This window comes from Streptomyces sp. JLBG701 (assembly GCF_058544905.1).
In genome coordinates this window covers 6,004,142-6,028,052 of sequence record NZ_CM178588.1, presented here as the reverse complement: position 1 = coordinate 6,028,052, position 23,911 = coordinate 6,004,142, and the positions used below count along the sequence as shown (strand labels likewise).

General features: G+C 70.5%; 25 protein-coding genes and 3 pseudogenes. 14 read left to right on the top strand and 14 right to left on the bottom strand.

What is annotated here, in order from left to right; genetic code table 11:
* Positions 1–503 precede the first annotated feature (503 nt).
* The 3 genes and pseudogenes from AC5DRG_RS27945 to AC5DRG_RS27935 form a co-directional block, all read right to left on the bottom strand.
* Positions 504–1,250 (bottom strand): phosphotransferase family protein, encoded by a 747-nt coding sequence (locus AC5DRG_RS27945; protein ID WP_491802195.1) that lies wholly within the window; start codon positions 1,248–1,250, stop codon positions 504–506.
* Between the two features lie 433 nt (positions 1,251–1,683).
* Entirely contained in the window at positions 1,684–1,926 is a 243-nt protein-coding gene (locus AC5DRG_RS27940; RefSeq protein ID WP_491802194.1) for a DUF397 domain-containing protein, read from the bottom strand.
* Positions 1,923–2,643 (bottom strand): annotated as a pseudogene (locus tag AC5DRG_RS27935) (helix-turn-helix domain-containing protein). Before AC5DRG_RS27935 ends, AC5DRG_RS27940 begins: the two are co-directional and overlap by 4 nt.
* Positions 2,644–2,821: 178 nt before the next feature.
* Here AC5DRG_RS27935 and AC5DRG_RS27930 point away from each other — a divergent pair.
* The 3 genes from AC5DRG_RS27930 to AC5DRG_RS27920 all read left to right on the top strand — a co-directional run bounded on the left by AC5DRG_RS27930 (position 2,822) and on the right by AC5DRG_RS27920 (position 4,313).
* Entirely contained in the window at positions 2,822–3,163 is a 342-nt protein-coding gene (locus AC5DRG_RS27930; protein ID WP_491802193.1) for an ATP-binding protein, read from the top strand.
* Positions 3,164–3,196: 33 nt separating this feature from the next.
* Positions 3,197–3,628 carry a DUF6153 family protein gene (locus tag AC5DRG_RS27925; RefSeq protein ID WP_491802192.1) on the top strand — a complete coding sequence of 144 codons (432 nt, stop codon included), beginning with the start codon at positions 3,197–3,199 and terminating at the stop codon, positions 3,626–3,628.
* Positions 3,629–3,698: 70 nt separating this feature from the next.
* Complete coding sequence (locus AC5DRG_RS27920) at positions 3,699–4,313, top strand: DUF305 domain-containing protein (RefSeq protein ID WP_491802191.1); 615 nt, start codon at positions 3,699–3,701, stop codon at positions 4,311–4,313.
* 65 nt (positions 4,314–4,378) lie between these two features.
* On the opposite strand, the gene AC5DRG_RS27915 is transcribed toward AC5DRG_RS27920, so the two are convergent.
* On the bottom strand, positions 4,379–4,954 hold the full coding sequence (locus AC5DRG_RS27915; RefSeq protein WP_491802190.1) for a TetR/AcrR family transcriptional regulator: 576 nt from the start codon (positions 4,952–4,954) through the stop codon (positions 4,379–4,381).
* Between the two features lie 77 nt (positions 4,955–5,031).
* Between AC5DRG_RS27915 and AC5DRG_RS27910 the strand changes: the two genes are divergently transcribed.
* The 5 genes from AC5DRG_RS27910 (at position 5,032) to AC5DRG_RS27890 (ending at position 8,929) form a co-directional block, all read left to right on the top strand.
* A complete protein-coding gene (locus AC5DRG_RS27910) occupies positions 5,032–5,658 on the top strand; it encodes a DUF2218 domain-containing protein (RefSeq protein ID WP_491802189.1) in 627 nt (208 codons plus the stop codon).
* A 409-nt stretch (positions 5,659–6,067) separates the two neighbouring features.
* Complete coding sequence (locus AC5DRG_RS27905) at positions 6,068–6,271, top strand: cold-shock protein (protein ID WP_491802188.1); 204 nt, start codon at positions 6,068–6,070, stop codon at positions 6,269–6,271.
* 195 nt (positions 6,272–6,466) lie between these two features.
* On the top strand, positions 6,467–8,032 hold the full coding sequence (locus tag AC5DRG_RS27900) for a DEAD/DEAH box helicase (protein ID WP_491802187.1): 1,566 nt from the start codon (positions 6,467–6,469) through the stop codon (positions 8,030–8,032).
* Positions 8,033–8,090: 58 nt separating this feature from the next.
* Positions 8,091–8,438 carry an SCO5918 family protein gene (locus AC5DRG_RS27895; protein ID WP_491802186.1) on the top strand — a complete coding sequence of 116 codons (348 nt, stop codon included), beginning with the start codon at positions 8,091–8,093 and terminating at the stop codon, positions 8,436–8,438.
* A 149-nt stretch (positions 8,439–8,587) separates the two neighbouring features.
* Entirely contained in the window at positions 8,588–8,929 is a 342-nt protein-coding gene (locus tag AC5DRG_RS27890; RefSeq protein WP_491802185.1) for a helix-turn-helix domain-containing protein, read from the top strand.
* Here AC5DRG_RS27890 and AC5DRG_RS27885 read toward each other — a convergent pair.
* Complete coding sequence (locus AC5DRG_RS27885) at positions 8,916–9,533, bottom strand: TetR/AcrR family transcriptional regulator (protein WP_491802184.1); 618 nt, start codon at positions 9,531–9,533, stop codon at positions 8,916–8,918. The two genes, AC5DRG_RS27890 and AC5DRG_RS27885, sit on opposite strands and share 14 nt — an antisense overlap.
* Positions 9,534–9,705: 172 nt before the next feature.
* Between AC5DRG_RS27885 and AC5DRG_RS27880 the strand changes: the two are divergent.
* Together AC5DRG_RS27880 and AC5DRG_RS27875 are read left to right on the top strand one after the other, a co-directional pair.
* A pseudogene (locus tag AC5DRG_RS27880) lies at positions 9,706–9,993 on the top strand (cupin domain-containing protein); the annotation flags it as partial.
* A gap of 53 nt (positions 9,994–10,046) precedes the next feature.
* Positions 10,047–10,838, top strand: a complete 792-nt coding sequence (locus AC5DRG_RS27875) for an alpha/beta fold hydrolase (RefSeq protein ID WP_491802183.1) — start codon at positions 10,047–10,049, stop codon at positions 10,836–10,838.
* A gap of 5 nt (positions 10,839–10,843) precedes the next feature.
* On the opposite strand, the pseudogene AC5DRG_RS27870 reads toward AC5DRG_RS27875, so the two are convergent.
* A pseudogene (locus AC5DRG_RS27870) lies at positions 10,844–11,089 on the bottom strand (hypothetical protein); the annotation flags it as partial.
* 18 nt (positions 11,090–11,107) lie between these two features.
* Complete coding sequence (locus AC5DRG_RS27865; RefSeq protein WP_491802182.1) at positions 11,108–12,766, bottom strand: sigma-70 family RNA polymerase sigma factor; 1,659 nt, start codon at positions 12,764–12,766, stop codon at positions 11,108–11,110.
* Between the two features lie 183 nt (positions 12,767–12,949).
* Between AC5DRG_RS27865 and AC5DRG_RS27860 the strand changes: the two genes are divergently transcribed.
* On the top strand, positions 12,950–13,372 hold the full coding sequence (locus AC5DRG_RS27860) for an SsgA family sporulation/cell division regulator (RefSeq protein WP_491802181.1): 423 nt from the start codon (positions 12,950–12,952) through the stop codon (positions 13,370–13,372).
* A gap of 8 nt (positions 13,373–13,380) precedes the next feature.
* Here AC5DRG_RS27860 and AC5DRG_RS27855 read toward each other — a convergent pair whose 3' ends face one another.
* The gene (locus AC5DRG_RS27855; protein WP_491813179.1) at positions 13,381–13,800 is read right to left on the bottom strand and encodes a MarR family winged helix-turn-helix transcriptional regulator; all 420 of its coding nucleotides are present in this window, start codon (positions 13,798–13,800) and stop codon (positions 13,381–13,383) included.
* Between the two features lie 248 nt (positions 13,801–14,048).
* Here AC5DRG_RS27855 and AC5DRG_RS27850 point away from each other — a divergent pair, with 248 nt between their 5' ends.
* On the top strand, positions 14,049–15,017 hold the full coding sequence (locus AC5DRG_RS27850; protein WP_491802180.1) for an alpha/beta hydrolase: 969 nt from the start codon (positions 14,049–14,051) through the stop codon (positions 15,015–15,017).
* 27 nt (positions 15,018–15,044) lie between these two features.
* Here the strand turns inward: AC5DRG_RS27850 and AC5DRG_RS27845 are convergent, their stop codons facing one another.
* On the bottom strand, positions 15,045–15,815 hold the full coding sequence (locus AC5DRG_RS27845; protein WP_491802179.1) for a class I SAM-dependent methyltransferase: 771 nt from the start codon (positions 15,813–15,815) through the stop codon (positions 15,045–15,047).
* 144 nt (positions 15,816–15,959) lie between these two features.
* On the opposite strand from AC5DRG_RS27845, the gene AC5DRG_RS27840 reads away from it, so the two are divergent.
* Together AC5DRG_RS27840 and AC5DRG_RS27835 are read left to right on the top strand one after the other, a co-directional pair.
* On the top strand, positions 15,960–16,886 hold the full coding sequence (locus AC5DRG_RS27840) for a peptidoglycan-binding protein (protein ID WP_491802178.1): 927 nt from the start codon (positions 15,960–15,962) through the stop codon (positions 16,884–16,886).
* A 124-nt stretch (positions 16,887–17,010) separates the two neighbouring features.
* On the top strand, positions 17,011–17,160 hold the full coding sequence (locus AC5DRG_RS27835; RefSeq protein WP_491802177.1) for a hypothetical protein: 150 nt from the start codon (positions 17,011–17,013) through the stop codon (positions 17,158–17,160).
* A 10-nt stretch (positions 17,161–17,170) separates the two neighbouring features.
* Here AC5DRG_RS27835 and AC5DRG_RS27830 read toward each other — a convergent pair whose 3' ends face one another.
* The 5 genes from AC5DRG_RS27830 to AC5DRG_RS27810 all read right to left on the bottom strand — a co-directional run bounded on the left by AC5DRG_RS27830 (position 17,171) and on the right by AC5DRG_RS27810 (position 23,679).
* On the bottom strand, positions 17,171–18,514 hold the full coding sequence (locus AC5DRG_RS27830; protein ID WP_491802176.1) for an acyltransferase family protein: 1,344 nt from the start codon (positions 18,512–18,514) through the stop codon (positions 17,171–17,173).
* A 102-nt stretch (positions 18,515–18,616) separates the two neighbouring features.
* A complete protein-coding gene (locus tag AC5DRG_RS27825) occupies positions 18,617–19,588 on the bottom strand; it encodes an SGNH/GDSL hydrolase family protein (RefSeq protein WP_491802175.1) in 972 nt (323 codons plus the stop codon).
* Between the two features lie 230 nt (positions 19,589–19,818).
* On the bottom strand, positions 19,819–22,038 hold the full coding sequence (locus AC5DRG_RS27820) for an MMPL family transporter (RefSeq protein WP_491802174.1): 2,220 nt from the start codon (positions 22,036–22,038) through the stop codon (positions 19,819–19,821).
* Positions 22,039–22,113: 75 nt separating this feature from the next.
* On the bottom strand, positions 22,114–22,479 hold the full coding sequence (locus AC5DRG_RS27815; RefSeq protein WP_491802173.1) for a hypothetical protein: 366 nt from the start codon (positions 22,477–22,479) through the stop codon (positions 22,114–22,116).
* Positions 22,480–23,145: 666 nt separating this feature from the next.
* The gene (locus AC5DRG_RS27810; protein WP_491802172.1) at positions 23,146–23,679 is read right to left on the bottom strand and encodes an SMI1/KNR4 family protein; all 534 of its coding nucleotides are present in this window, start codon (positions 23,677–23,679) and stop codon (positions 23,146–23,148) included.
* Between the last annotated feature and the right edge of the window lie 232 nt (positions 23,680–23,911).

Here is a 23,911-nt window from a genome sequence, read left to right as displayed (position 1 = left end):
TATTTCTGACGGGGGGTCAGGGGGTGTGCGTGGGGGGCGTTTCAGGTTGAGGCGGGGAAGGGGTTGGGGGGTTGGCTGGGGCGGGGGTGTGTTGGTGGGGTGGGCGTGGGGCCGCCCGCTTCTTGGTCAGTGTCGTGCTTCCGCGATCCGAGTAAAGGGCGCTCCAGCACGGGTGAGAAGCGAGCGGGCGGCCCGGAGGGATGGGTGGCCTTGGTGGGTTGCGTGTGCTGTTGGCTGCCTTGTCGGCCGGGGATGGCGTGCGCGGTCGCGCCTCGCCTGCTCGCCGGGTCGGCTCAGCGGCGAACGGCCGGCAAGGGGGTGCGACGACATCCGCCACGCGTTCGTCGTCCTCGGCTGCGCCGTCATCTGCTGGCGATGACTGCGCACCGCACTTTGTCGAGAGTGTCGAGAGTAGGGGCGGGCGATAGCCCCAGGGGATGGCCTCAGGGGGTGGTCTGCTCGATGCGTCAGAACGCATGCGTAGCAGTCGGGTCCGCGCAGGCTCACATCCGGGATCTCAGCACGTCGACCTCACAGCCCGGCGCGAACGGGTCGAAGCCGTGCTCGGTCAGCCAGCGAATCACCAGCAGGCTTCGCAACGACCACCACGCGTGGATCACGTCGAGGTCGACGTCTGTGCCATAGCCGGCGATGACGTCGTCGAGGCGCTCCTCGTGTCCGAGCGTGAACGTGGCGAGGTCGTACAGGGCATCGCCCTGGCCCGCCTCGGACCAGTCGATGATGCCCGTGACCTCGTCGCCGTCGACGAAGACGTGCGCGATCTGCAGGTCGCCGTGCGTGAACGCCGGAGTCCACGGCCGGAGCGCGGCCTCGGCGACCTGGCGGTTGTGGGTGACCAGGTCAGCGGGCAGGAGGCCGTTCGTCACGAGCAACTCGCACTCGTCGTCGAGTTCCGCCGCCAGCGCGACGATGCTCCGGCCGGCCTGGCCCGTCCGGGACGGCAGGGGCGCGTCGTGCAGCTTCCGGATGGCGGCGCCCGCCGCGGCCCACGCCGCCGGCGACCCGGTCGCCGGCCCGCCGAGGCGCCCAAGCGTCGTCCCCGGGAGCGCGGCGATCGCGAGCACGTGCGGCTTGTGCCACAGGACCTGCGGGGTCGGAACCGGTGCCAGGGCCATCACCTCGGCCTCGACGTCGATGCGCGCCTGATCGCCGTCCACCTTCAAGAACACGTCACCGACGCGCAGAGTCGCGCGCTCAGAATGGGCGACAACGACTTCGACCTCATCCATGGCCGCCCAGTATCCCGGGGCCGATCGCCGACGTCGCCAGGTTTGTCAGGTTTATCGCGTGCTATTACGCGGCTGACCGCGTCCCACTACCCGGCTGCAGCGAACGGCCGATGGGGGCGGCGCGCGGGCGTCTCGCCTGCACGCCGGGCTGTCGCACCCCCCACCCACCGTTCGCCGCCAAGCCCACCCGGCGTGCAGGCGAGGCGCGACCGCGCCCGCCGACCCCGGCCCACAGCCCAACCCACGGCTGCCGTCGGCCGACCCGGGACCCCCGCTTTCCGGGCCGCTCGCTCGCTTCTCACCCGTGCTGGAGCGGACCGGGTCAAGGGTGGCCCGGAGGGCCATCGGCGCAGCCGACGCGGAGCGCAGCGCAGCGCCCTTGATGCGGGCCGTGGAAGCACGACACTGCCAAAGAAGCGAGTGGCCCCGACGGTCACTTCACGGCGTACGGGACGAAGGCCGACCAGGCGCCGGGGGAGAGGGCGATGCGGGGACCGTCGGGGTTCTTGGAGTCGCGGAGGTGGATGGTGTGGGGGCAGGTGGCGACTTCGAGGCACTGGCCGCCTTCACCGTCGCTGTAGCTCGACTTGCGCCAGGTGTAGGCGACTTCGAGGCACTCGCCGCCCCCGCCACTGCTGTAGCTGCTCTTGAACCAACCCGGTTCGTCAGCGCTCATAGCCGTCCCCGCAGTTTCTCGATCAGGTCCAGCGACTCGCTGGGCCTGAGGGCCTGCGCCCGGAGGAGCCCGTAGCGCTCGCTCAGGACGCGTACTTCTTCTGCGTCCGTGATCAGGCGTGGATACGTGTGGATCTCCACGTACGCTACCTGCTCCCCCTTCTTCAGGGTCAGCAGGTTGAACGGGCCGTCCATGCTTGGCTGTTCCTCACGGGCCATCGGCATCACCTGAAGCTCAACGGACCGGAGGCCGCCGATGCGCAGCAGGCTCTGCAACTGATCCGCGTGCACCGATCGCCCGCCGATGGGCCGCAGCAACACGCTCTCGTCCAGCACGAAGCTGAACGTCGGCGACGGCCATGGCTCGAAGATCTGCTGGCGTGCCATCCGGTCGGTCACGCGCTTCTCGACGGTCTCCTCGCTCAGCAGCGGCCGCCACTGCGAGAACAGGGCGCGAGCGTAGGCCTCGGTCTGCAGCAGCCCCGGCACCAACTGGTTGCTGTACACGTGCAGCGCCTTGGCCTCGGCCTCCAACCCCGCATAACTCCGATACCACTCCGGATGCCTCGTCCGCGCCTTCTTCATCGCCTCCTTGACCTCCGGGCTGCGTCACCCGGACCCCCCGCTCCATCGCCGAGATCGCGTCGGGCCCGTACCCGACGATCTGCCCGAATTCCTTCTGCGTGAGCCCCTTCCGCTCACGCAGCAGTTTCAGCATCTTGCCGAGGGCGGTGAACAGCCCCGTCGTCCCGTCCGCCTCCGCCGGCGTCTCCGCACCCACACCCTCACGCTCCCGCCCGACAACCCGTACACCGAACCCACCGCACCCGTACAGCTACCCAGCGTCGCCAAGTCGCCCCTGGTCAGCGTAGATACAACCGGCCACTCTCGGTGACGTGAACGCAGAAATCTCCACCCCCACCACCTCCACCACGGAGCTGGCCCAGCGCCTCAGCTCCACCCCACGCGGCGCGCGGCTGGCCCGCAGGCTCACCGCGCAGCAACTCGACGCATGGGGATACCCGCACGACACCGACGCGAACGACACCGCACAGCACCTCGTGGCCGAGCTCGCGGCCAACTCCGTCACCCACGGCCGGGTGCCAGGGCGTGACTTCGAGCTCCGCCTGCTGCTCCTCTCGCTGCCGGCCTCGACCTGGGGCGTCGCCAAGCGCGAAGTAGGCAAGACGGTCTGGGCCGAACTCGCCCTCAACGGGACCCGGTGGTCGAGCCGCTGAACGGTCGATACCCCACCCTCGTACCATGTGGGCGTGACAGCCGCCCCACAGCAGAGCACGCGACCGCCCCGGCGGTGGCGCGCGCTGCTCGTGCTCGGGATGCTGGCCGGGCTGTTCGGTATGCACGCGCTCGGTCCGGGCGGAGTGAGCGCGGCCCATCACGGAACCGAAGACCGGCATAGGGCCGTGGCGATGGCCATGGCTACGGCGATGAGCACCGCCGCCGACAGCGCCGAGTTCGTCTGTGACAGCGACGAGGCGGGACACGGCGGCGGACACGCGCAGCACGCCGATGCGACCTGCGCGTCCGGTGCCGTGGGCGCGGGGCCGGTGCTGCCCGCGCTGCTGCCGGACCCGGCCGGCCAGGCCGCCGACGCCGGGGCGCCCGGCTCGTACGTGATCGTCTCCCCGGACGGCGGACGCGCGCCGCCTTCACTGGCAGAACTTCAACTCCTGCGGATCTAGGACAAGACCGGGCCGCACCAGCGGCGGCCTAGTCAGTCATGTCCTACTTCCACCATCCGCAGGAGTTCCCATGAGCAACACCCGTTCCCTGACCCGCCGCGCCGCCCTCGGCGCTACGGCCGTCACCGCCGCCCTCGCCCTCGCCGCCTGCGGCAGCGACACCGACTCCGACACCGGCTCCGGCTCCGGCTCCGGCTCCGGCTCCAGTTCCACCGCGAGCGCGCACAACGACCAGGACGTCTCCTTCGCGCAGGAGATGATCCCGCACCACGAGCAGGCCATCGAGATGGCGAAGCTGGCCGCCTCCCACGCCTCCTCCTCCCAGGTCAAGGACCTCGCCTCGCGCGTCGAGAAGGCCCAGGACCCGGAGATCGAGACCATGACCGGCTGGCTGAAGACGTGGGGCGAGGACGTGCCCGCCTCGATGCCGGGCATGAACCACTCCACGAGCACCGACATGCCCGGGATGATGGATCAGCAGGACATGGACGAGCTGGAGAAGTCCTCCGGCAAGGGCTTCGACACCATGTTCCTGACGATGATGGTCGAGCATCACGAGGGTGCGGTCGAGATGGCCGACACCGAGAAGAGCAAGGGCGAGTACGGCCCGGCCAAGGAGATGGCCGACGACATCGTCACCGCCCAGAAGGCCGAGATCGTCGAGATGAACAAGCTCCTCGGATAGTCCGGCAAGAACTGACCGAGCCGGGCGGTCGTGCCGCGCATGCGTACGCGGACACGACCGCCCCGTCAGTTCTCGGGACGCAGCCCCGCCAAAGTGACCGCGACGAGCCGACGTACCGCGGCCTGGGACGGCAGGCCGCCCGCCCCCGCGAGCGCGTAGAGGCAGAAGCCCGCCAGCTCGTCCGGTGAGACGTCGTCCCGGACCTCGCCGGCCTCGGCGCACTCGGCGAGGAGATCCCGGACGAAGCGGTGGAGATGCTGTTGCGCCTGGTCGACGTGTTCGCCCCGGTGCAGCAGGGCGCCGAGTTCGGGGCCGTGACCGTGCCGCCGTTGCTGGATGAACGCGTACGTCTCCAGGACGGCCGCCAGCCGTTTCCCGGGGGCGTCGGTCCCGTCGCGGAGTTCGGCGAGCTGGTGCAGGTGGTCCATGACCTGGCGCTCATGCCAGGCGACCATGATCGACTCGACGTCCGGGAAGTACTTGTACAGCGTGGCCCGGCCGATCCCGGTCTCCTCCGCGATCCGCGACATCGTGACCGACCGCAGCCCCTGCTCCGTCACCAGTGCCGCCGTGGCCTCCAGCACCGCGTCCCGCACGGCCCGGCGGTGCCCCTCGATCGTCTCGTTCCACAGCTTCGGCACCGGTCCACCGTACAGCTCGACGCTATCGATACAGAGTGTATTGACAGAGACAGTGTGTATCGATAAGGCTGGCCGACATGCCGATCGCCGAAGCCCGAGTCGAGACCGAGCGACCTAGCCGGTACCTCGTCCAGCTGTGCCGACACTTCGACAACAAGGGCCGGCACCTGACCGGTCACCGCCCACGCCGCCATGAAGGCGGTGACGTACCGCGCGACACACCGCCGGACCAGATCCACGTCGAATGGTCCGAGACCGAGGGGATGGTCCGTCTCCCCTGGGGCCGCTGCACCATGCGGGCCGTCCCGGGCACGCTGGTCCTGCGGGCCGAGGCGGACGACGACGAGGGCCTGCACCGGATCCAGGCCCTGCTCACCTCGCACCTGGGCAGGTTCGGCAGGCGGGACGAACTGAAGGTCGGCTGGCTGCCGCCGGAGCCGACCACGGAGCCCACCGTCCCCACCAGGAACACCCACACCCCACCGACACCCCCGCGTCGAAGCAAGCGCGCCTGGGCGGGCATCGCGCTCCTCGGAGCCCTGGTCGTCGCCGCGCACATCGGCCTCGGCGGCGCCGCCCTCGCCGTACCGGGTTGGACGGGCTGGGTAGTCGGGGCGGTCCTGGTGATCGTCCTCGTCAAGGTCGCAGCCGTGATCGCCCTGGGCCGCCATGCCGTCCGCCGGGGACACCGCCGTACCGGCTGAATCCGGGAGGAGCGGGCGGTGTGCCAGGTCACGGAGTGTACTCAGCACGCACTCAACAGTGATCAGACTCACAGGACTTCACACAGCCCCGGCCAGGACCACCACAGCACCGGGCGGCCCGCCCCCTCGTTGCCCGCCACGGAGAACGGCCAATCGCCGCCGCGGGGCAAAATCTGTCGTCGTGACGTGAGAATTTTGTTCCACGTGCGGTGAAGGTTGGTTATTCGGCAGGCGGGGCAGCTTTGTTCACCGTCCGTGACGGGTCGCGTCCGTGCTACCGTCGACGTCAGTTGCAGTTGTGGTTCCCGAAGCGCTTGCAAACCGGTTTAGTTTCCGGCGGGGCAATCATCGCGGCGACTCGGAGTCCGCACACGGTGGGCTCCGACGCTCTGTCCCAAGGAGATTAGACATGGCTGCCGGTACCGTTAAGTGGTTCAACGCGGAAAAGGGCTTCGGCTTCATCGAGCAGGACGGCGGCGGCCCCGACGTCTTCGCCCACTACTCGAACATCGCCGCCCAGGGCTTCCGCGAGCTTCAGGAAGGCCAGAAGGTGACCTTCGACATCGCGCAGGGCCAGAAGGGCCCGACGGCGGAGAACATCACTCCCGCCTGATCAGCACGCACTTCGCAGCTGGGGCCCGCACCTTGGGGTGCGGGCCCCAGCTCGCTGCTTTTTCCGGGCGCCCGTTCAACACGGGAATTCTCCGCGATTCGCCCCCGCATTACTCCGGCTCGTTCTTGCAATTCTCTGCGCTGTTCATTCGCTGCGGGAATTCCTTGATGCGTGCCGTATCAAGGAAGGTTCCACATGGACCGCAGCAGGCGCACCAGCGACCGCTTCGCCCGCACCCGCACCACCAGTAATTCCGCCGGTTCCGGCGGCTCCGCCGGCTCGGGCCGTTCCGGCTCCGGCCGGGGCACGGGCGCCGGCCGCTCCGCCGCCCCCAACCGCTCGAAGGGCAACGGCAAGGGCAAGGGCCAGGGCCGCCGACCCGTCGCGCTGCAGGGCGAGTTCGCCCTGCCGGAGACGATCACCCCCGCGCTGCCCGCCGTCGAGGCGTTCGCCGACCTCGACCTGCCGGCGCCGATGCTGGCCGCGCTCGGCACGGAGGGCGTGACCGTACCGTTCCCCATCCAGGGCGCGACCCTGCCGAACTCGCTGGCCGGCCGTGACGTGCTGGGCCGTGGCCGCACCGGCTCGGGCAAGACGCTCGCCTTCGGCCTGGCCCTGCTGGCCCGTACCGCGGGGCGACGTGCTGAACCTCGCCAGCCGCTCGGTCTGGTCCTCGTACCGACCCGCGAGCTCGCCCAGCAGGTCACCGTCGCGCTCACCCCGTACGCCCGCGCCGTGAAGCTGCGCCTGACCACGGTGGTCGGCGGTATGTCGATCGGCAAGCAGGCCAGCGCTCTGCGCGGCGGCGCCGAGATCGTCGTAGCGACGCCCGGGCGGCTCAAGGACCTCATCGACCGTGCCGACTGCCGGCTGGACCAGGTCGCCATCACCGTCCTCGACGAGGCCGACCAGATGGCCGACATGGGCTTCATGCCGCAGGTCACCGCGCTGCTCGACCAGGTGCGGCCCGGCGGACAGCGGATGCTGTTCTCGGCCACCCTGGACCGCAACGTCGACCTGCTGGTCCGGCGTTACCTGTCCGACCCGGTCGTCCACTCCGTCGACCCGTCCGCGGGCGCGGTCACCACGATGGAGCACCACATCCTCCACGTGCACGACGCGGACAAGCGTCAGACGACCACCGAGATCGCGGCCCGCGAAGGCCGGGTGATCATGTTCCTGGACACCAAGCACGCGGTGGACCGGCTGGTCAAGCACCTGCTGAGCAGCGGTGTCCGCGCGGCCGGCCTGCACGGCGGCAAGTCCCAGCCGCAGCGCACCCGCACGCTCGCCCAGTTCAAGGACGGGCATGTGACGGCGCTGGTGGCGACCAATGTCGCGGCGCGCGGCATCCACGTAGACAACCTCGACCTGGTCGTGAACGTCGATCCGCCGACCGACCCCAAGGACTACCTGCACCGCGGCGGCCGTACGGCCCGTGCGGGCGAGTCCGGCAGTGTCGTCACCCTGGTGACGCCTGACCAGCGACGCGACATGAGCCGACTGATGGTTTCCGCCGGGATCACTCCGACGACCACTCAAGTGCGCTCGGGCGAGGCAGAATTGACCCGTATCACGGGAGCGCAGGTCCCCTCGGGCGTGCCTGTCACGATCAGCGTGCCGGTCGTCGAGAGCCCCCGCCGCAACGCCTCTTCCTCTACGTCTTCCCGCAGCCGCCGTGGCGGCCGCACCTCCCGAGGCCGGTCCACGTCGTCGGCATCGTCGAACGCCACAGCGAACCGGCGTTCCCGAGCCGCGTGATCGCAAGGCTCATCCGTCTCCGCTCCACTCCCTCCGTCTGACTGTCTGTGAGGCCTCCATGCGCTTTGTCATCGCCCGGTTCCCGTTCGACTTCTCCAAGGACGAAGTCATCGCCAAGCTGGAGGGCGTGAAGCCCGAGCCCCTCACGGCGGGTGCGTCCGTGATCATCGGGCGCCGTACCTACCCGGTCAAGCAGGTGGGCGAGGTCATCACCCGCCAGGACCGGCGTGACTTCTCCGCGGGCGAGGTCATCCGGGCCATGACCGCCCTGGGCTTCACCTGCCGCACCGGCGAGGAGACCGTCGCCCCCGCGCAGGCCGCCCCTTCGTCGGTCGAGACGGCGTCGGCCATGCTCGGCGGCCCGGCCGGTCCGGTCGCCGTTCCGCTGGAGGAGCAGCAGTTCTGAGGCGCTGAGCTCCGGAAACTCCGTAGCCCGGTGTGGGACCGTTCCCGACGGCCCGCACCGGGCTCTTGCGCGCCCGGGGATGGTGTTGAATTTCCCTGGGGCCCAGGCGGGGTACGGCGGGTCCCGGACGCGTTGCACTACGAGGTGACATGACAGCAGACAGTCCGCTCGGTGATCGCCTGGCCGACGACGACTATCCCGCGTACACGATGGGCCGGGCCGCGGAGATGCTCGGCACCACCCCGGGCTTCCTCCGTGCCATCGGCGAGGCGCGTCTGATCACCCCGCTCCGCTCGGAGGGCGGACACCGCCGGTACTCCCGCTACCAGTTGCGGATCGCGGCCCGCGCCCGCGAACTCGTCGACAAGGGCACCCCGATCGAGGCCGCGTGCCGCATCGTCATCCTTGAGGACCAGTTGGAGGAGGCGCAGCGCATCAACGCCGAGTACCGCCGCGCCGCGCAGGAAGCGCCCGGCTCTACGAAGAAGTAGCGGAAGCAGGGGCAGCGGCCTCGGTCAGTGTCCGCGCCGTGTGGACCGCGCTGGCGACCGCCTCGTCGGGGCCGAGCCCGCACAGGTCGGTGAGGACGAACAGGGCCTCCGCGCTGACGGCCACGGCCAAGTCCCGCTTGAGCTGGGCGAAGGCGTCGGGATCCGTCGCCCCCAGGGTGCCCTCAAGGGGCTTCAGCGCGTGGTCGATGAGGCCGAAGCGGATACCGGGCCGGGTGGCCGCCGCCTCGGGCCGTGTGATGGTGGCCGCGATCATCGCGCGTACCGCCCCCTGCCGGGCGAGGACGCCGCGGAGCAGGAACTCGCAGGCGTGGGCGACGCGTTCGACCGGGTCGCGGGAGTCCTCGACCGGGCGGAGCGCGTCCTCGGGGGTAGGCCATTCGCCGGTCAGGGCCTCGCCGATCAGTGACGGCAGGTCGGGGAAGTACCGGTAGGCGGTGGCCTCGGAGAGCAGTGCCGCGCGGGCGATCGCGGGCATGGTCACCTCGGCGCCGGTGCCGACGAGTTCGCGGGCGGCCTCGACGATCGCCGCGCGGGTGCGCTTCTTCTGGTTGGTGCGGCCGGTGTCGGTCGGCGTCTGCGCCATCGGTACGTCCTCGCTCCCGCGGGTCCTTCTGTCCTGCCTCACGCCCGCACTCTACCAAGAGTTCACCCTCGTCGTGAGAGTTCACTTGCACGAAGAGGGTAGACTCCCATAACCTCCTTCCTGAGAGCGCACTCTCACGAAGCGCGAAGGAGGAGGCAGTGATGGAGGCAGCGACGAGGGCTTCTACGTCGTTTCCGGCACCGTCCACTTCACCATCGGCGACACCACGCACACGGCCCCGGCGGGCACCCTCGCGATGATCCCGCCCGGCGCCCCGCACACCTTCGCCAACCGCGGCGACGAACCGGCGGTGCTGCTCAACACCTTCACGCCCGACCTGTACGTGCGGTACTTCCGCGACCTGCGGGACATGGTCGCCGGCGGCCGGGAGCTGACGGCCGAGTCGACCGTCGAGGTGATGAGCCGCTACGCCACGGTCCCGGCGACCGACTTCGCCTGACGGACCCGTCCGATCCATCCGCCTCATCCGCCTCATCCGAGGAGACATGCCACATGACCAGCACCGTCCACACCCTCCCCTTCACAGCCCAAAGCACGACCGTCGATGTCACGGTCGACGACCAGGGCCAGGGCCGCCCCTTCCTGCTCCTGCACGGCGGCGGTGGCCCGCAGACCGTCGCGTCGTTCGCCGGCCTGCTCGCCGAGCGGCACCCGGCCAGGGTCCTCACCCCCGTCCACCCCGGCTTCGGCGGCACCGCACGCCCCGACGGACTGACCGACGTCCCCGCCCTGGCCCGGCTCTACGACCACCTGCTCGACACCCTCGGCCTGACAGACGTCACCGTCGTCGGCAACTCCATAGGCGGCTGGATCGCCGCCGAGCTGGCCCTCCTCGGCAGCGCCCGCATCAGCGGCGTCGTCCTCGTCAACGCGGTCGGCATCGAGGTCCCCGGCCACCCCGTCGCCGACACCTTCTCCCTCACCCCCGCCGAGCTCTCCCGCCTCTCCTTCCACGACCCGGCGGCCTCCCCCATGGCCGTCGACCCGGCCACCATCCCCGACGCCCAGCGCACGGTCATGGCCGCCAACCGGGCCGCCCTGGAGGTGTATTCGGGCCCGCACGCCATGGCCGACCCCACCCTCCGCGAGCGCCTGGCCAAGGTCACCCACCCGACCCTCGTGGCCTGGGGCGAGAGCGACCGGGTCGTCGATGTCGACTACGGACGCGCCTACGCGGCAGCCGTCCCGGACGCCCGCTTCGAGCCGCTCCCCCGCTCCGGCCACCTGCCCCAGATCGAGACGCCCGAGCAACTCCTCGCGGTGATCGCCGACTTCACCGGCTGACGTCCTCACTCCCGCACCGCGAGCGCGTCCGCCGGGGCCGTCCGCAGCGCCTGCCGGGTGGGCAGTTCGACGGTGAGGAAAGCGGTGCTGACGACCAGCAGCGCGAGAGCGGGCGCGAGCCACAACGGCCCCGCCGGCCAAGGCCGTTCGAGGAACCCGAGGCCCAGCAGCACCAGCGGAATCACGGACAGCAGCCCTCCCGCCACAACGGCTCCAGCACCGATCACCGCTGCCTCCCGGCGCATCATCGCGAGTCCGACGTCCGGCGGCTATGAGGGAGTGTTGCCGCCGGCCTGGCGCGACGATCCGGGCCCGCTCCCGTCGTCCTCGCAGTCGCCGCCCGGGTTCGTGGGCGTGGGCTGCGGGGTGGTGGGGTCGGGCTCGGTTGTGGTGGGGGGCTCCTCAACAGGCGTGGGATCCGCGGGGGTTGGGTCCTCGGGAGTTGGGGTGGGCGTCTCCGGAGTCGGCTCGGTCGGATCCGGGGTCGGCTCGGTGGGCTCCGTCGGGGTGGTCGGCTCTGTCGGCTCCGTCGGCTCCGTCGGGACCGGAGTCTCCTCAACAGGCGTGGGATCCACGGGAGTCGGAGGGCTCGGCTCGTCGGGCTTGGGCTTGGGCTTGGGCTTGGGCTCCGGCGCCGGCGTCACCGGGTCGTCGGCTTCCGGGGGTTCCGGGGCTTGCGGCTCGGAGGGTTCCGGGGCCGGGTCATTGGCCTCCGGGGGTTCCGGTGCCGGGCTCTCGGCGACCGGGGGTGCCGGGTCCGCCGTAGACCCCCCGGAGCTCACCCTCGTACCCGTATCCGTGTCCACCTGAACCGCGCCACCGGTGTCGGCCGCCCCGAAGTCCTCCGAGGGAGTGCTCCCGCCCTCCGTCTGGTCGGCCACATCGACCGACATACCCGGCGCTTCCACAGGCTCCCCCACCGGTGAAGCCGCGCTCGGCCCCGCCGCCAGCGGCATGCGGTCCGGCGATATCGGAGAGGGGTCGGTGGAGCCGAGGGCGATGGTGACCGCGACGGCGGCCGCGACGGCCACGCCGAGCGCGCCCGCCGTAGAGGCCTTGGCCGCCTTCGAACCGCTGGTGGCGGCATGGCGGGCCGCGTGCAGCACTCCGCCCACGCCCCCGCCGCCGGCACCACTGGCGCCGACGACCGCACCGGCGGAGCCGGCCGCGAACGACAGCAGGTACTTGCCCGCGCCGCCCACCAGGAAAATGAGCAGGGCCGGGCCGATGAGCGCGGGGAGGCGGTCGTTGGTGCGCATCAGGACCGCGAGCCGGTGGCGGCAGTCGTCGCACGTGTCGACGTGGCCGAGCAGCTGCTCGGACTGGCGGGCGGTGGCGGTGCCGCGGACGTACGCGGGTATGCGCCCCCAGTACGGCTCGCACGCCGGGTCGTCCGGAACGCCCGGCTGGGTCCGCAGGAACGCCTGGCGCATGCCTTCGCGGGCCCGGTGCAGGAGTACGGCGGTGGCGCCCTGCTTGGTGCCGATCTGCGGCCCGATCGCGGCCAGGGGCTGCCCTTCCGCCTCCGCGAGCCACAGCGCCTTGACCCAGCGTTCGGGGAGTTGGCCAAGGACCCGCACCAACAGGTCGACCTCGGAGACCTGTTCGGCCGGGTCGTCGTCACCGTGGGTGGCGTGCGCGACCGCTCCGGCCTGCTCCTCCGCCGCCGGATCCCTCGGGGTCTCGCGCGCGGCGCTGCCCACGGTGGCGGCGAGATGCCGGACCGTCGTCATGAGATACGCGGGCACATTGTCGATCTCGTGGCCCGTGGACAGGCGTCTCCACACACGGAAGTGCGCCTCGGCGACCAGGTCCTCTGCGACCCAGGAGTTCTTGGTGAGGGAACGCGCGTACGCGACGAGACGCGGCTGCTGTTCCTCGTAGATGCGGGTGTAGGCGGCGGTGGTGGTCGCTGAGGCGGATGCCATTGCGGGGCCGTCGATCATGGCAGGAACGCTCCAGTTACCTGCTGGATGGGGCGAGATGGGGTGAGGAAGAGTTTGTAAGGCTAGTTGGTGAAAATCTCAAGTAATCACGGAAGGTGATACACGTCACATGGAGTAACTCCAGTAACGGCGTAATCAACAGCCCCTCCGCAAGGTCGAGACGGCATGGACATCACTTTCGGTTCCCTCGAACAGCACGCCCGCGCCCGCCTGATCACCCCCGGCTACCGCGAACTCCCCGTCAACACCACCCTGCTCTACGCCGCCGCCGACCCCCTCGCCGTGCACATCGACTTCCCCGCCTCCGTTTCGGCCGGCGGCAAGCCGGTGACCTGGACCTTCGCCCGCGCACTCCTGGAGGAGGGGCTGGAGACACCCGCCGGCATCGGGGACGTGCACGTGTGGCCGTGCGGCCGCTCCCGAACGGTCATGGAGTTCCGCTCACCGCACGGCATCGCCGTACTCCGCTTCCAGACACGCACCTTGGACCGCTTCCTGCTCCGCTCCTACGACCTGGTGGAACCGGGAGCGGAAGACCTGGGCCCGGCTCTGGACCGGGGCCTCGTGTCCATGCTGGGAGGGGTCTGACGCGGACGTCAGTCCTCCGTGACGTTGTGCGTGAGCAGGCGGAGGAGTTGCTTGGCCAGGGCGTCCTGCTCGGGGGTCAGGCCCATCGCGTCGCCGATGGCGAGCGGCACGGTGCCGGCCTTCTCTTGGAGCCGGGCGCCCTCTTCCGTGAGGCGGATGGCGACGGAGCGCTCGTCCTCCGGGCGCCGCTCACGCCGGAGCAGGCCGTTCGCCTCCAGGCGTTTGAGCAGCGGGGACAGGGTGCTGGACTCCAACTGGAGGGCCGTGCCCAGGTCGCGCACGGAGATCGAGTCCTGCTCCCACAGCACGAGCATCACCAGGTACTGCGGATAGGTGAGCCCCAGCGCGTCCAGCAGCGGCCGGTAGCGGGCCGTGACCGCGCGGGAGGCGGCGTAGAGGGCGAAGCAGAGCTGGTCGTCGAGGAGCAGGGAGCCGCCCTGCGGCGGAGTCGACGTCAGCGTCTGTATCGGTGCTGATTCCGGCCTGTTTGCCGTGCTCACTGGAAACCTCCCTCGTCCCGCCCGTCCTTCATCCGTCATCCGTCAACCGGAGATCTCCACTCTACAGTTCAAGTCCCCTCGATTGCATCGAGCCCTAACAAGTTGTGCACGACTAAATAGTGCGCTACCTTGATGATGTGACCGCAGCCCGCGGCACCCGATCCGAGGAGATCGCCATGACCCACACCACAGCCTCTCGCCCCGTCCTCGAACCCGCAGCCGCTGCCTTCGCCGAGGCCACCGCGAACCCGCCGTACCTGTTCGACCTCGGGCCCGCCGAGGGCCGTAAGACCGTCGACGAGGTGCAGTCGGGCGAGATCGCCAAGCCGGAGGTCGACGAGGAGTGGGTCACCGTCTCCGGCGGCCCCACCGGCCAGGTCCGGGCGCGCATCGTCCGCCCCGCCGGAGCGACCGGCACCCTCCCCGTGATCGTCTACATCCACGGCGCCGGCTGGGTCTTCGGCAACGCCCACACCCACGACCGCCTGGTCCGCGAACTGGCCGTCGGCACCGGCGCGGCCGTGGTCTTCCCCGAGTACGACCTCTCGCCCGAGGCCCGCTACCCGGTAGCCGTCGAGCAGAACTACGCGGTGGCGCAGTGGATCGTTCAGCAGGGCGCCGCGAAGAACCTGGACGCCACGCGCATCGCCGTGGCCGGCGACTCCGTGGGCGGCAACATGGCGGCGGCCCTGACCCTGACGGCCAAGGAGCGGGGCGATGTCCCCCTGGTCCAGCAGGTGCTGTTCTACCCGGTGACCGACGCGGCCTTCGACACCGGCTCCTACCACCAGTTCGCCGAGGGCTACTTCCTGCGCCGGGACGCGATGCAGTGGTTCTGGGACCAGTACACGACCGACGAGGCGGACCGCGCCCAGATCACCGCGTCCCCGCTCCGCGCCACGACCGACCAGCTCACCGGCCTGCCCCCGGCCCTGGTCATCACCGCCGAGGCCGACGTCCTGCGCGACGAGGGCGAGGCCTACGCCAACAAGCTCCGCGAGGCCGGGGTTCCGGTCACGGCGGTCCGCTACCAGGGGATCATCCACGACTTCGTGATGCTCAACGCCCTCCGCGAGACCCACGCCGCGGAGGCGGCGATCGGGCAGGCGATCAGCGTGCTGCGCAAGGCGTTCGGGACGGCGTGACCCGGCAAGTCACCGTGGGGGCGCTGCTCATGGGAACCGGCGCCCGCACCGACGTCCCGCGATGACAAGTCGGTACCCGTAGTCCATGCTCTCCCGCCCCAGCAAGTCGCCGTGGCGGCGCTGCCAGGCACCCGATTCCAGGTCGGTTCGGAGTCTCTCCATCGCCGGTTCGACTACGGAGGGCCGGAGTTGGGCGAAGGTGGAGTTCGCCCTGCGGACGGCGGGGTCGAGGTAGTGCTCCGGGCGTCTCCAATACGCGCTCTGGAAGCCGTCCGTGAAGTCGTGCGGGATGGGGAAGGGCAGCACCGTGTGGGCGTCCAGTGCCTCTACGACCTCGGAGAGTGGTGTGAAGCGGGCCTGTTCTATCCGACGGATCTCCGGGACGTACTCGTCCACCAGCCACAGCGCCGGTACATGCGCCGGGTCCCAGGTGAAGACGGCCTGGCGGCGGGAGACGCGGCGCAGTTCGCGCAGGCCGCGGTGGAGGTCGGGCCAGTGGTGCACGGTCATCACCGCCATCGCCGCGTCAAACTCGCCGTTGGAGAAGGGAAGTTGCTCAGCGCCCGCCACCACCTTCCGTTCGGCGGGGCCCGGATGCTGGTCGAGCATCACCCGTGAGGGGTCCACGGCGGTGACTTCCGCGTCCGGCGGCTCGTAGGAACCGGCGCCCGCACCGACGTTGACCACCGTGCGGGCCCCGTCCAGGGCGCGGTGGATCAACTCCGCGAGACGCGGGTCGGGTTGGCGGATCTGCTTGTATCCGATGCCTATGCGGTCGTACGTCGCGTCAGCCGTCACGCTTCCCATGGTCCCGCGAACCGGCGCGGTGGACTCGGGAACCGGCTGTCGAGTTGGGGCATCTACACTTGCGCCACCCTCGACACCGCTGTCAACACCCGCACGTTTAATTGCCGTTGGATCACTTGTTCCCGAGGAGATGCGATGAGCACCAAGACCGGACCGCAGAGATACCCCGGCGCCAGCCGGGCCAACTGGTACCAGGACGACTTCGGCGGTGACGCGATGGAGGTCAACGTCGTCGTCCTGCACACCACCGAAGGGCGCACGCTGCCCGGCTACAGCGGCGGTGCCCTGGCGCCGAACCTGACCGCGGTGCCCGATCTGTCCGCCAAGAAGCTGAAGTGGTACCAGCACTTCGACATTGAGACCTCCTCCAGGGCGCTGGCGAACCTGCGCGGCGGTGTCGAGACGAACACCATGAACGTCACGCAGGTGGAGCTGGTCGGCACCTGCGACCCCAAGTCGCACGCGAAGTGGCAGCAGGCCGGCCAGGAGCACATCTACTGGCCGGACGCCCCCGAGTGGGCGCTGCAGGGCGTCGCCCGCTTCCTGGCCTGGATGCACGAGGAGCACGGGGTGCCGCTGTCCGGGCCGTCGGCGTGGCCCGCGTACCCGACGTCGTACGGGAAGGCCGGCGGCCAGCGGATGACCGGCGCCAAGTGGTCGTCCTTCAAGGGGGTTTGCGGGCACATGCACGTGCCCGAGAACGACCACGGCGACCCCGGCGCGATCGACTTCGCCCGGGTGCTGAAGCTCGCCAAGGCCGAGCTGGACGTCGACGACGACGACACGACGACCGAGACCAAGCCGTCGACCACCAAGCCGAAGGTGCCGGCCTTCCCGGGCCGCAAGTACTTCATCGAGGGCGCCTCGAACAAGTACGTCCTGCAGCTCGGCAAGCAGCTGGTCAAGCGCGGCTTCGGCGACCACTACAAGGTCGGCCCCAGCAAGACGTGGGGCGAGTCCGACCGCCTCAACGTCCGCGACTTCCAGAAGTCCCGCAAGGAACTCCGCGGCGACGCCGACGGCACACCGGGCCCGCTGACCTGGCGTCTGCTCTTCGCCTGAGGGACACCCCGACGGGGCCGTCCCTACTCCGTGTCCTGCCGTCCGACGGCGCCCGGTCGGGCGTCGAGCACGGCAGGAGCGGAGTCGGCGTCCCGAAGTTCGGCGAGGGCGGTCAGCGCGTCGGTTGAGTGCGGAGCGGCCCGCCGACGGGCTCAGCCTCAACAAGAGCAGTGTGCTCGGGCATCTGTGGCGCGACGGGCTCATGTCGGCCGGTGCCCGGGCCCTGTCCCTGCCGCCGCTGGGCTGGTCCATCGCCACGGCCGCATCACGCTGACCGCCCGGACTCAGGCTGCTTCCTTCCAGGCCTCCGCCGGGCTGCCGCGACGCACCTCCGCCCACCGGGTGGCCATCACCAACGCCGTCCCCAACGCCAGCCCCAGCGCCGGGAGTACGGGGAACCGGCCGTCGTACGCGAACCCGCGCACGGCGAAACGGATCAGTGCTACGACGGCCAGTGTGAGCCCGGCCCACAACGTCCAGCTCCACGGGCGCCGCAGGTCGGCGTCCGGCAGGGTCCGCTCGTACAGTCGCGTCAACGCGCGTTCCAGCGGGCCCAACCCCCTTACCACCAGGACCAGTACGACCCCGAGCACGACCAGCCACGGCACCCTGAACCACCACCACACCCCCGACCCGTACGCCGGATCGGGCGCGAGGCCGGTCAGGTAGAACGCGGCGGCGATCACCAGCACCGGCAGCATGTGCCAGAGATAGAGCGTCATGCTGGCCCCGGCGACGGGGCGCACGGCCCGCCACACCCGCTCGCGGTCCAGCAGCCGTCGTAGCGCCGGGGCGGCGAGCAGGCACAGGCCCGTCTGGGCCACCACCCACGCGAGCATCGCCGCCGACGGCGGATTGGTGTTGCTGACTTCCTGGCCGGTCACGAGGATCAGGCTGACGGGGAAGGGGCCGACCGTGATCAGCGCCGCAAAAGCCACCCCACCGCCCGTCGCGAGCGCGGCCGGGAGCCACCCGCGCTCCCGCACCAGGCCGTCCCGCCAGCAGAAGGCCAACTGGTAGGCGACGCCCCAGACCAGGACGTAGTTGAGGAGGCCGACGTACGGCGTGTGTGCCGTCACCACCAGCGCGTCGGCCGCCACCGCGACCGCGCCCATCGCGGCGGGGACGGCGAGCCCCCAGCGGCGGTGTGCCGCGTGCAGCGGCGGGGTCAGGGCGCTCAGCAGCAGATACACCGGCAGGAACCAGAACTGCATCGCCATCGCCCAGCCGACGAGGGCGAGCGTGTACGGGTCCGCCCCGACCGCCGAGCAGATCGCTACGGCCGTCAGCACCAAGGCGGCGTAGACACCCGTCGGCAGCAGCAGGCGCAGGGCCCGTCCGCCGACCCACCCGGCGGCCGTACCGCCCCTCGCCTGAGCGCGAGTCCAGGAGCCGCCCGCCGCATGGCCTCCGGCCAGGAAAAACAGCGGCATGATCTGGAAACCCAGGGTCAGCCACTGGGTCCAGGGGAGGGTGGCGAGGAGTTCGGGGGCGGTGATCTCGCCGTCGGGGCCCCGGTCCAGGGCGGTGATCAGCCAGTGCCCGAGCACGACGAGGCCGATGGCCCACGCGCGCAGGAAGTCGACGTATCGGTCTCTGCTCGCGGGTGGGCTCGCGGGTCGGCTCATGCGTCGTCATGCTGCCGGAAGGGTGGCGGGCGTACGGCGGGAAGTCCGGGCCGCAACCAATTCGTGCCCGGGGCTCAACCAGCAGGTCGGTGAGCCTTGGTCTCAGGAACCCCTCACCGCCCGTACGACCGCCTCGGCCATCCCCTTCTCCCCCCGCACGTTGGGATGCATCGGAGCGGCCGGTGAACTCGGCATCAAGGGCTCGACCCAACGGGTCTCCCGGGCCGAGCAGGCGTCGTGCCCGACGGAGGGCGTGTACGTGTCGACGTACTCGGCGCCGGCCGCCTCCGCACGCTCGCGCAGCACGCTGTTGAGCTGGCGTTCCTTGTAGTTGAGGTAGGTCGCGTCGTCGGGGGCGAGGGTCATGTCGTCGTCGCAGCCGGTGCCTTCGGAGGGCAGGATCGCCGGGTAGCCGACGACGTAGACGTGGGCCTGCGGGGCGCGGCGGGCGACTTCGGCGAGGGTGTCGGTGAGGCGGTCGCCGGCCGTGTTGATCTTCCGCTCGATCTCGTCGGTGCCGTCGGAGACGTACTGGCTGCGGCAGGGCGCGTCGTCCCCGGTGTACTTGCCGCTGCCGGTGGCGACGTAGATGGCGCCCGCCTTGACGCACTCGGTGACGAGCTTGCTGAAGCCGATGTCGTTGCCGCCGACGCCGATGGTGACCAGGCCGGTCGTGGACGAAAGGGCGGACAGCTGGGCGGGGTTGACGCCGTCGTCGGTGGACTGGCGGCCGGTGAGGTCGGCGATGGTGGCACCGCTGCAGCTCATGTCACGGAAGTCGGAGGCGTCGATGTCGAGCTTCTTCGCCACCAGCGAGGGGTAGTTGGCGCCGGAGCGGTCGCACCCGGCGGGCTTGGCGGTCTGCGGCGGGATGGCGGGGCCGGAGGTGTAGGAGTCGCCGAGTGCGACGTACGACTGCGCGGCCGGCGCGTGGACGGAGGTCGTCCTCGTCGGTGTGGACGCGGCTGCGGAGTCGTCGCCGTCGTTGTCGCCGAGGGTCACGGCGAGGAAGAGCGCGCCGAACACGACGCCCACTCCGGCCAGCCCCATGCGGGTGTATGCGTGGTGTGCCATCGGTTTGTCCTGTCCTTGTTCGTGAGATCCGAGAGGTTCGTGAGGTCCGTGAGGTCCGTGAGGTCCGTGAGGTCCGTGAGGTCGGGTGGTGCGCGGTTGGTGCCCGGGCCCGGCGGCGGAATAGGGGGGTGATCCGCCGCCGGGGCCCGGGGCTTGCGCCGCTCCCCCGTCCCCACGGGGTTCGGCGCGACGGGACCGCCTCCGCTTCGGTGGTCCCGTCGTTCTGGGGGTCAGATACGGACCGGCTCCGGCTCAGAAGAGGGAGCAGGGGTGTCCGTGGCCATCTCGGCGTCCGCCTTGCGCGTGAGGGCCTCGCCCTCGACGTCGATGTTCGGCAGGATGCGGTCCAGCCAACGGGGCATCCACCAGGCCGACTTGCCGAGGAGGGCGAGTACGGCGGGCACGAGGGCCATGCGGACCACGAAGGCGTCGAAGAGGACGGCGACCGCGAGCCCGAAGCCGATCATCTTGATCATCGACTCGCCGGCCCCGATGAAGCCGGAGAACACCGCCATCATGATCAGCGCGGCGGCCACGACCACCCGGGCGCTGTACCGGAACCCGGTGACGATCGCCTGCCCCGGCCGGTCGCCGTGGACGTACGCCTCCCGCATCCGGGCGACGAGGAACACCTCGTAGTCCATGGCCAGTCCGAAGACGATGCCCACCAGGAAGATCGGCATCAGGCTCATGATCGGGCCGGTGGTCTCGACGCCGAGGAGTTCGGCGCCCCAGCCCCACTGGAAGACCGCGATGACGGAACCGAGCGCGGCGAGCACCGAGAGGAGGAAGCCGACGGCCGCCTTGACCGGTACCAGGACGGAGCGGAAGACCACCATCAGCAGGAGGATGGCGAGTCCGACCACGACGATCAGATACGGGATGAGCGCGTCCTGCGTCTTCTGGGCGACGTCGATGTTCAGCGCGGTCGTGCCGGTGACCTCGAAGGAGGCGCCGGACTCGGCCTCGGTGGCGGGGCGTTCGGCCCTGATGGTCTTGACGAGGTCCTTGGTCTTCTCGTCGGTCGGCGCGGTGGACGGGATCGCGGAGAAGATCGCGGTGTCACCGGCGGTGTTGAAGGTCGCCGGGGAGACGGAGACGACGCCTTCGGTGGCCTTGATGGTGTCGGTGATGGTGGTGACGGCGGCCTTGGGATCCGCCGCGCCCTTGGCGTCGACGACGATGGTCAGAGGTCCGTTGAAGCCGGGGCCGAAGCCTTCGGCGAGGTCGTCGTAGGCGCGGCGTTCGGTGGTGGAGGTGGGCTTGGCCTCGGCGCCGGGCATGCCCAGTTGGAGGTCCATGACCGGGACGGCGAGGGTGCCCAGGCCGACGACGCTCAGCATCAGCACGACCACCGGCCGACGCAGCACGAACCGCGCCCAGCGGCTGCCGCCGTTGTTCTCACCGGCCTCCTTGATACGGCCGCGCTTGCGGGAGCGGCGGGAGAGGACGGCGTTCGGCCAGAACCCGAGGAGGGCGGGGACGAGCGTCAGCGCGATGAGCACCCCGACAACGACCGCACCGGCGGCGGCCAAGCCCATCTTGGTGAGCATCGGAATGCCCACAACCGACAGCCCGGCAAGGGCGATGACGACGGTCAGACCGGCGAAGACGACCGCGGATCCGGCGGTGCCGGTGGCCATTCCGGCCGCCTCCTGGGGCGTACGGCCCTTCGCGCGCTCCTCGCGGAAACGGGAGACGATGAACAGCGCGTAGTCGATGCCGCAGGCGAGGCCGAGCATGGTGGCGAGCGTGCCGGTGGTGGACGACAGCCCGAAGGTGCTGGCCACGGCCATGATGCCGGCCATGCTGATGCCGACGCCGAGGACCGCGGTGAGCAACGGCAGCCCGGCCGCGGCCAGCGAACCGAACGTGATCAGCAGGACGAGGGCGGCGATGGCGATACCGATCGCCTCGGCGGAGCCGCCCGCGGAGGGCTGGGTCTCCAGCGCGGTACCGCCGACCTCGACGGTCAGGCCCGCGTCCCGGGCCTCGTCTATGGCCGACTCCAGGTGGTGCTTGGTGGCGTCGGTGAGGTCGTCGGCCACCACCTTGTAGGTGACGGTGGCGTAGGCGGTCGTACCGTCCTTACTGACCGCGTCGGCCTTGAAGGGGCTCACGGCACTCGCGACCTGCGAGCCGTCGGATGCCTCGTCGACGAGCTGGTCGATGGCGGCACGGTTGTCGGTCGCGGTGATCTTCTCGCCGTCCGGGGCGACGAAGACGATCCGGGCACTCGCGCCGTCCGCCTTGGCGCCCGGGAAGCGCTGTTCCATCAGGTCGAACGCCTTCTGGGACTCGATCCCAGGCATGGAGTTGTTGTCGTCGGGGGCGGCGGGCGCCTTGGCGGCGGCGAAGCCGACGGCGGCCAGAACGGCCACCCATAGGAGGGTGAAGTACCAACGGCGCCGGAAGGCCAGGCGGCCGAGTCGGTGCAGGAACGTAGCCACGGGAGAGTCTCCAGAGTCAGGTGCGGCGGAGGTCGCGAAGAGGCGCGGAGAAGACGGAGGAGTATGCGGGGCCGGTCAGGCCCGGTGGGCGGCGGCGGGCTTCTTGCGGCCGGCGAGCAGGCCGAAACCCGCCCCGAGCGCTACGACGCCCATGCCGGCGGCGGTCATGACGCCCTGCGCGCCGTCGATGAGGAAGGGGGCGGAGACGGCGACGGCTCCGTTGAAGAGGAACAGGAACCACAGCACGGGCCGCGAGGACAGGAACGACTTGATCGGCTCCCGCTTCGCCAGCCGGGACCCCGCCACCAGCGAGACGGCGATGCCGCTGTAGGTGGCCACGTCCTTCTCCGTACCGTCCAACACGGCACCGGAGGCGACGGCGGCCGCGAGGCCGACGACGAAGAGGAGGGTGAGCACCGTCCAGGAGAACAGCGACTTCATCGGGGGGTCCTTCCAGGGATTCCGTTGAGCTCAGAGGGGTGGAGAGGCTCGGAAAAACTCCGAGAACTTCTGAGATCAACAATCCCGGGCGGGGCCCGTGGCCACGAGAGAGGCCACTCCCGAACTGGGGGTGTAGCGGGGTACACCATCGGGGTCGGTTTGCGGGTGAGGTGGGTTGGGTTGAGGGCCGGGGTTGGCGGGCGCGGTCGCGTCTCGCCTGCACGCCGGGTGGGCTTGGCGGCGGGCGGTGGGTGGGGTCGCGCGCCGGGTCCGGGGGCGGCACGCCGGGTGGGGGCACGCCGGGTCGGCTTAGCGGCCTGCGGTGGGTGGGCGGTGCGTGGCGATTCCGAGGCCGTGGGGGTGGGGGGCGGGGTGGGCCGGGAGGGGCCGGGGCGGATCCCGGCTGTCGCAGTGGCCTCGGTCGTCACGTCGGGGGGAGTGATTGGCGTGCGGGTACCGCCAGCTGCCCCCGACCGCACGCCGCCGAATCCGCTTCGCCCCCTCAGTCACAGCCACCTCACCCGCCGCGCCGGAGTGGGTGATTGGAGCCTTTGGACCACGACCTGGACCGCCGACCTGCGGTTTTCCTCCCGCAGTCTGGTCCAAAGAGGCCAATCACTGAGTTACGAGGCACTACGGTCGAGCGGTCAGCCGAACTGACCCGCCTCAGCGACAAAGCTGGTCGATGTCCTCGGTGAAGGTCGCGAACTCGGCCTGGGCCTCGGTGATGATCTCGCGGGCGGGTCGGCGGGGAGTGGTCGCGTGGCGTTCGGCGAGTTGGGTCAGGTGTGTGTTCGGGCGGGCCTCGCGCTCCTCGTCCGAGGCGGCCTCTGCCGGCCCGAAGCCATCGGCCAGCACCCACAGGAAGTCGGACAGGCTTCCGGCCACCACCCCGCACTCGCCCTCCGAGCCCATGAACACCACGGGCTGCTCGGCGAGTGGCTGTCCTGGTCGCGCGTACCAAATGGCGGCGAGACCGCCGGTGCCGTCCTGCCCAAAGACTCGGTAGGCACCGCCGTCGAGCTCGTGGTTGCCGGTCCAGTGGCGCAGCCAGTCGGTGGTCTCCTCAGGGGAGTCGAAGGCGTCGTACGGCTCGAAGTCCACACCCTCGCCCTCGTCGCCGTAGTCGAACTCCACCCGGGCCACATCGGCCAGAGCGGGTGGAAAGCGGCGGTCGTCATAGGTCGTCGTCTCGATCACCCGCGCAGGGTAACCGCCCCCACCGACATCGCCAGGTGGGACGAGAGCTGCACGTCCTCCGACCTGCACACCGATCCGTAGCCAGCCGCTCTGGTTGCCATACTCACCCGCCGGTCCTGCCGCCACCTAGCTGATGCGCGCCACCCACCGGCTCTCCGCCGCCAACCCCACCCGGCGCGCAAGCGGAGCCCTCGCGCACCGCCCGCAGGCCGCAGGCCGCAGGCCGCTGAGC

Excerpts from the sequence above, each read along its gene's own strand:
- AC5DRG_RS27940 (WP_491802194.1), bottom strand. The coding sequence starts at position 1,926 with ATGAGCGCTGACGAACCGGGTTGGTTCAAGAGCAGCTACAGCAGTGGC.
- AC5DRG_RS27815 (WP_491802173.1), bottom strand. The coding sequence starts at position 22,479 with ATGAAGTCGCTGTTCTCCTGGACGGTGCTCACCCTCCTCTTCGTCGTC.
- AC5DRG_RS27830 (WP_491802176.1), bottom strand. The coding sequence starts at position 18,514 with ATGAGCCGACCCGCGAGCCCACCCGCGAGCAGAGACCGATACGTCGAC.
- AC5DRG_RS27890 (WP_491802185.1), top strand. The coding sequence starts at position 8,588 with ATGACAGCAGACAGTCCGCTCGGTGATCGCCTGGCCGACGACGACTAT.
- AC5DRG_RS27910 (WP_491802189.1), top strand. The coding sequence starts at position 5,032 with ATGCCGATCGCCGAAGCCCGAGTCGAGACCGAGCGACCTAGCCGGTAC.
- AC5DRG_RS27865 (WP_491802182.1), bottom strand. The coding sequence starts at position 12,766 with ATGGCATCCGCCTCAGCGACCACCACCGCCGCCTACACCCGCATCTAC.
- AC5DRG_RS27860 (WP_491802181.1), top strand. The coding sequence starts at position 12,950 with ATGGACATCACTTTCGGTTCCCTCGAACAGCACGCCCGCGCCCGCCTG.
- AC5DRG_RS27945 (WP_491802195.1), bottom strand. The coding sequence starts at position 1,250 with ATGGATGAGGTCGAAGTCGTTGTCGCCCATTCTGAGCGCGCGACTCTG.
- AC5DRG_RS27920 (WP_491802191.1), top strand. The coding sequence starts at position 3,699 with ATGAGCAACACCCGTTCCCTGACCCGCCGCGCCGCCCTCGGCGCTACG.
- AC5DRG_RS27825 (WP_491802175.1), bottom strand. The coding sequence starts at position 19,588 with ATGGCACACCACGCATACACCCGCATGGGGCTGGCCGGAGTGGGCGTC.
- AC5DRG_RS27850 (WP_491802180.1), top strand. The coding sequence starts at position 14,049 with ATGACCCACACCACAGCCTCTCGCCCCGTCCTCGAACCCGCAGCCGCT.
- AC5DRG_RS27840 (WP_491802178.1), top strand. The coding sequence starts at position 15,960 with ATGAGCACCAAGACCGGACCGCAGAGATACCCCGGCGCCAGCCGGGCC.
- AC5DRG_RS27885 (WP_491802184.1), bottom strand. The coding sequence starts at position 9,533 with ATGGCGCAGACGCCGACCGACACCGGCCGCACCAACCAGAAGAAGCGC.
- AC5DRG_RS27875 (WP_491802183.1), top strand. The coding sequence starts at position 10,047 with ATGACCAGCACCGTCCACACCCTCCCCTTCACAGCCCAAAGCACGACC.
- AC5DRG_RS27900 (WP_491802187.1), top strand. The coding sequence starts at position 6,467 with ATGGACCGCAGCAGGCGCACCAGCGACCGCTTCGCCCGCACCCGCACC.
- AC5DRG_RS27905 (WP_491802188.1), top strand. The coding sequence starts at position 6,068 with ATGGCTGCCGGTACCGTTAAGTGGTTCAACGCGGAAAAGGGCTTCGGC.
- AC5DRG_RS27895 (WP_491802186.1), top strand. The coding sequence starts at position 8,091 with ATGCGCTTTGTCATCGCCCGGTTCCCGTTCGACTTCTCCAAGGACGAA.